This window comes from Bacillus sp. BS98, assembly GCF_008432245.1.
Classification (GTDB): Bacteria; Bacillota; Bacilli; order Bacillales; family Bacillaceae_G; genus Bacillus_A; species Bacillus_A toyonensis.
Map to the genome: position 1 here is coordinate 47,356 of NZ_CP043834.1, position 6,000 is coordinate 53,355.

The following is a 6,000-nucleotide window of genomic DNA, read 5'->3' on the forward strand; positions in this document are numbered from 1 at the left end:
AATCCATTTTGTTCAATCTTTTTTCAAAATGGATTCTTTTTATTTACCATAGAATGTAGTTTGTATGATGTTTTTGATCAAACTTTATTTCAAATCCACAACAGATTCTCTGGGCGGGAAATCCCCTCCCTTAAGAGATGGGTAGATTTGTAAAAAAACAAATTTAAAATAGCCCTTTTTTGGGTTATTTTAAAATCAAATTCTATCTATTAAATATATACTTCCAAACTGCTTTAATTACTCCTGGATATGGCATGGTATCCCTCCTTCTTATAAAATTAGTATACCACGATTAAATTAATACAAATATCATTTTTTTGAAATTATGTAAAAATAATCAAAACTTATTATGTTTTTGCTAAATATATGATTTAGTCATATCATGTTTATATTTTGAATCTGTATCTCTTTGCTCCAAATGTCTTTCAGTAAGTTCATAAACCTTGTCTACACGTTCCAAAATTTTCTCATCATGAGTAATAATAATTTTAGTTGAAGGAATATGAAATAAATTCTCAATTATAGTATCTGCTGTTTGCCTATCTAAATGATTAGTAGGTTCATCTAAAATTAAAATAGGGTATTCTTTCATGAATAAACGTAACATAGCTAATCTTTGTCTTTGTCCACCCGATAAATTTGTTCCTCCTTCGGATATAGCAATATCGTTTATACTTTGAAATTGAAGATAATTATTCAGATTTAATTTTTGAATAGAATCTTGTATTTTCAAAGGATCATATCCAATGTCAAAATAAGCTAAATTTTCCGAAAGACTCCCTCGAAAGAGAACGCCATCTTGAGTCATTAATCCGATATTTTTTCTTAATTCGTCATTTTTCCATTCTTTAATATCTTGTCCATCTATTAAAATATCCCCTTTATCTGGAGTATGTATTTTTAATAGCAAATTAGCTAAAGTAGATTTACCACTACCACTTTTTCCAGTGATTGCAATACTTTCATGCTTATTAATATCTAAATTTAAATCGCTTAAAATAAGTTTATTATTAAAGCTAAAAGAGATATTATTAAATTGAATTGCACCTGTTATGGATTTTTTCTCGGTGTTTAACCCATCATTTTCTGAATCTTCATCTAATACATCTAAAATTCTTAATAATAGAGGTTTAATTGCATTCCAATTCAAAACTGATCCGATAATGGTTGTAACGGGTGAGAATATAATACTTGAAATAGCAATAAAAAAGAATATTTTGGTTAAATCCCCTTGTCCTCTACTATAATCATAGAAACCTATAGCAAGCAGTATGATAATGAATATTGTGGATAGGGAACCATTAAATGACTCTAAAGCGTGTTGTTTTAAAGTTCGCTTATGTACTATATCTAAATATTTATCATAATCTTTTTGCCATACATTTTTAATTCTTGAAAAAATCCCTGTTGCCTTAACATAATACATTGCCTTTAAAGATTCATTTATTTTCCCTTGATGTTCTCCTAAGTAATACTTTTCTACTAAATGAGAATTAAATAGGGATTTTCCTAAAGAAATATTTATAAATAGAGAACAGAGGATAAAGAATATAAGTATTCCAGTGTATAAAGGTTCACTATATAAAAGATAAACAAGCATAGGTATTATAACGAATATTGATACTAACATTTGAATTAGATCATCTAGAATATAACTCCTAATTTCTTCTAAACCCGAAATTCTTACATTTAAATCTCCAACATGGCGTGTTGTAATATTCTCTATAGGAATATTAAATATATGTTCAAAAACCTTTGTCGTACCCTTTCGATCAATATCTTTTTGAAACTTAATCGTAACAATTGAACTCAAAGATTTAATTCCTATAGCAACTACTAAACCACTTATTATAATTAAAAAGTATTTTATATTCAATTCTTTTGAGGTGTCCAATATATCCATAAGTTCTTTTAGAATGAATGGAAAAGAAAATAAAGAAATTTGTGCTAATAAGGATAGTAACCCCAACATAATAATTTGATTAAGTGATAAAAAATGATGCATGTATTTAAATAGAAGATATTTTTCATTCGATTTATTACTTACTTTTACATCTGCTGTACTTTCAATAAGTAAGATGTAGTTACAAAACATCTCTTTAAAACTCTTTTCATCAATAATCATAGGACCAGCCTTAGGATCAACGATATAGAACCTATTCTTCTTAACTTTTTCAATTATAACGAAATGATTTAGCCCCCAAAATGCTATTACTGGTTTATTTATCATTTGTAAATCATTAATATTATCTATTCTGTAAGCATTCGTTGAAAAACCATACGAATCACTAACCTTTTTAATATCTAACAAACTCCATGCTGTGTTTTTATTCACTATTTTATTTTTTCTAATGTCTGAAGGCTTAATGGATAATCCATAATAATGCAAAATCATAGCAAGGCAACTAGGGCCACAATCATAAGATGTCATTTGAGGAATAAATTTAACCCTCTTTTTTATCATATGTATCACCTGTTTTAGTAATTAAAGTATAAAATACTATTCATCTTACTATTTTCTAATCTTTGAAGAAAATATAATATACCGCTTAAACCTGTAAATAATGAGGTTTTATACGGATTAAAATTCTCTATAGTAAAATTATTTACTGCGTGTATAAAGATTTCTTTTTCATTATTTTAAAGAAACCTCTTTTATATAATCATAACAAAAAAGTTAAATTTTACCTCAAAACCGCAACATGAGTAAGAATCAGTATTATAATTTAGAGTTATTTAAAGTTTTAACTTTAAATAACTCTAAATTATATTGTGAAATGATTCTAAGATTTTAAAGTATTTTATCCCAATTAAAAACTATGAATATTTTTATTATCATCACCATTTTTCAGGTTAGTTTTGAAAATAAATAAAAGAGGAAGAATTTTTATTATTCTTCTCCCTTTTTAATTCTTCACAAAACATTATCAAATAAATACAGAGGATAATCATCCAATGGGACTCCTGATAGAGTATAATTTTTTATTTATTACATAGAAAATATAGTAAATAAAAAATAGAACCCTATTATAACTTTATTAAATGTGCAAATCATCGGTTAAATCTGTTTAAATTTAAATTATTAGAATCAGTAACTCCAATAGCTTTTTTATTTGACCTTTTCAGCCGCTACTACACACAAAGTATATTTATCTATAATTTCACTTCATGCTAATCTTAATATACCTATTTTAAATACCAAATTTTCTTCTTAATCTAATAGCATTTTTCCGTGCCTGCTTCCAATTGATAAATCCATCACCACCATTAATATTTTCCATTTCTGTTGGCGTTAATTTTTGTAATTTTAAACTTTCTAATTTTTGTTCAGTGCATGATTTTGAATTTTTTGGTATATTCATATTTAGTCCTCCTAATATATAGAAATATCTGACATTTTTCATTATATTGAAAATAGCAAATATAATCAACCTTTTTTTTGAAAAAAAGGAAATATTATAAAATAAAAAAGATGTTCTAAATTAATTAGAACATCTTCTATTACATTACTTCTGATCAAAAATGATATCAGCATTTCCTTTGAATTCATTAGCTGGAGCAAGCCCACCATTATCAAGATACATTTGAGCAACGTCTTTTGCATAAAATTTAGCTGCTTCCGTACCATAAACCCAAGCTTTTTGTCCAAATTTAAGTAGCCCTGAAGTTTTACCATATTCTACAGTTGGCTCTTGACTAGAATTTTCTAAAGATACAACTTTAGTATCTAAAGAACTAGCTGAGGCTTGTGAAGAAAATAATGTTGTTCCGACTAGACCTAGTCCAAGTGCACAAGATAATGCTGCGAATTTAAATTTCTTTTTCATTAATAAACCCATCCTTTTTTGCTTTTTTTTACTTTCATGTAAATTTTAACCTTTAAACCTATAAATTTCAATAGAATAATGGCATATTATTAAAATTTTTCGATATTTCAATAATAATTATCCATTAAACTAAAAATATCTATTCTTTTAACAAAACGTTCTTCATTATCGACATGCTTTACATCCGTTTCTTCAAGAGGCCTAATGTCTACTAAAATTATTGATTTATATTAAATAATTTAAACTACAAAATAATTAAGACTAAAGCAATTTTCTCTTCGTTTTTTACAAAATGATTTTTAATTATAATTAAAAATCATTTTGATTTATATAATTCTTTATTTTCAACTCTTGATATCTTACTCTTCCATAATATCGAAATTTGTTTATACCAATCTTTTAACTTTTTAGTATATTTTTGATACTCTCCGTCAGTAAATATTAACAATTCCATGGATATCATAACTATAGAAAATGAATATAAACCCATCCCTATACCAATACCCGCGTGGAAAAAGCAAATAGCTATTACCCCAAAGAGTTTAGTTCTTTTATTTATAATTAACAATGGAAAAGCAAGCTTTACAAAAATACTAAGATAAGTAAATATAACAGCAAGATATACGTAATTATTTACCCATTCTTTTAAGAAAGGAGTGGAAACTGAGTTAACCTGTGATACATAGTATAAAGCTGTACCATTATTCCAAAGATTACCCATTACTTGATATATTCCTGATGTTGCATAAACAACACATACTTGAGTGATACAAAAAAGAATTGAAAAATTATGTAATATTGTGCTTATATTGTTTACTAATGTATTGTTTCTATTAGTGATTTTTTTTCCTTTAATAGCATCAATAGAGAAATATCTTGTACAATCAGCGAATAAAAGAAAGAATAAACTAATACACATTAAGTTATCTCCACCATCACTAATCGGACCCATACGAACATATAATGAATAGTAGAAAATAAAATTTAATATACTAATAAATCTGCCCTTATATCCAATTGTATAAATAAAAGTAAACAGTATTCCCAAAAGATATATTACATCAAAATATAATAATGAAGAATTCAAACTATAAAGAGAGGGAGCAACCCCAAAATAGTTAGCATTATAACCAACCTCAGAATACAAAAAATGACGCTGACTGTATTGTATTAAATAGAAATAAAGGGTTAGTATACCAAAAGATATTCGTAGTAAACTTGCACCTTTATAATATTTCTCTTGTAAAAAGCAATTTAATATTCTAGTTGAAATACTCTGATTCATTTATTACACCTCGATTATCATTTAGTAAAAAGATATTACATCTTTATCAATTTTTCTCCATCCTAAATCATTATCATACATTAGTTCGGGTTTAGGATTTTTAACGCCTCTTTGTGAAAACGGAATAACATTATACGAAGTTACCCTTACCTTAATAGAATCGATATTCTTATTAGGATATAATGCTTTGGCATAAGATGAAGCATATCGATATATGGTTTTTTCCCCTTTTTCTTTAATTCTTTTTGACTGCTCATCAATCATTTTTTTTCCATCATTCTTATTTTTATCTTTATCTTTATCTTCTTTTTTTACTATAGCTTCCTCATATTTTACTATAAGATCATCTGAAATTTGTCCTGCAACTTCAGTATGAAATCCATCTACAATTCGAACAATTCGATTATAAGGTGTAATAACATTTTTATGATTATTTTCAATTAATGGTGATGCAATATCAATCCATTCCTTATCCTCTTCAGCTTCATTATCAAATTTAATCTGCATATATATATAATTATTTTTAGTAAGTGGGTCCGGAGCAAATAAATGCCAATTTTGAGCAAACCATGTCTTATCCAGATACTTAGAAGTTATCGGATTTAAATTGGTGGATATTGGATTGGTAGGGCCTACTGCAAAAATTACCATTACATAATGGAAGCAAAAATATAATGACAAGATCGATATTATAGTAAGTAACATGCATTTATGTTTCAAAATCTTCACTCCAATATTAAGTTATTAATTCAATTCACCTGATAAATATTTAATAGCTTTTCTATACTGGGAAGTTAATATAGAAAATTAACAAGACGGAGGTAATACTTATATGCCTCTATTCAAAATCCAGAAATAATCTCTTTTACATATATGGGAGTTATTATA

At 26.6% G+C, this 6,000-nt stretch carries 5 protein-coding genes; all 5 read right to left on the reverse strand.

Features of this window, described 5'->3' with window-relative positions; translation table 11 throughout:
• Positions 1-358 precede the first annotated feature (358 nt).
• The 5 genes from F0362_RS30400 to F0362_RS30415 all read right to left on the reverse strand — a co-directional run bounded on the left by F0362_RS30400 (position 359) and on the right by F0362_RS30415 (position 5,832).
• Positions 359-2,464, reverse strand: a complete 2,106-nt coding sequence (locus tag F0362_RS30400) for a peptidase domain-containing ABC transporter (RefSeq protein WP_000592624.1) — start codon at positions 2,462-2,464, stop codon at positions 359-361.
• Positions 2,465-3,191: 727 nt separating this feature from the next.
• A complete protein-coding gene (locus tag F0362_RS30710) occupies positions 3,192-3,362 on the reverse strand; it encodes a hypothetical protein (RefSeq protein WP_001025053.1) in 171 nt (56 codons plus the stop codon).
• 144 nt (positions 3,363-3,506) lie between these two features.
• The gene (locus F0362_RS30405) at positions 3,507-3,827 is read right to left on the reverse strand and encodes a hypothetical protein (RefSeq protein ID WP_000726233.1); all 321 of its coding nucleotides are present in this window, start codon (positions 3,825-3,827) and stop codon (positions 3,507-3,509) included.
• A gap of 316 nt (positions 3,828-4,143) precedes the next feature.
• A complete protein-coding gene (locus F0362_RS30410; RefSeq protein WP_001076451.1) occupies positions 4,144-5,112 on the reverse strand; it encodes an HTTM domain-containing protein in 969 nt (322 codons plus the stop codon).
• A 21-nt stretch (positions 5,113-5,133) separates the two neighbouring features.
• Positions 5,134-5,832: a DUF5819 family protein gene (locus tag F0362_RS30415; protein ID WP_149890243.1), complete on the reverse strand. Its 699-nt coding sequence runs from the start codon at positions 5,830-5,832 to the stop codon at positions 5,134-5,136.
• Between the last annotated feature and the right edge of the window lie 168 nt (positions 5,833-6,000).

Excerpts from the sequence above, each read along its gene's own strand:
- F0362_RS30400 (WP_000592624.1), bottom strand. The coding sequence starts at position 2,464 with ATGATAAAAAAGAGGGTTAAATTTATTCCTCAAATGACATCTTATGAT.
- F0362_RS30710 (WP_001025053.1), bottom strand. The coding sequence starts at position 3,362 with ATGAATATACCAAAAAATTCAAAATCATGCACTGAACAAAAATTAGAA.
- F0362_RS30405 (WP_000726233.1), bottom strand. The coding sequence starts at position 3,827 with ATGAAAAAGAAATTTAAATTCGCAGCATTATCTTGTGCACTTGGACTA.
- F0362_RS30410 (WP_001076451.1), bottom strand. The coding sequence starts at position 5,112 with ATGAATCAGAGTATTTCAACTAGAATATTAAATTGCTTTTTACAAGAG.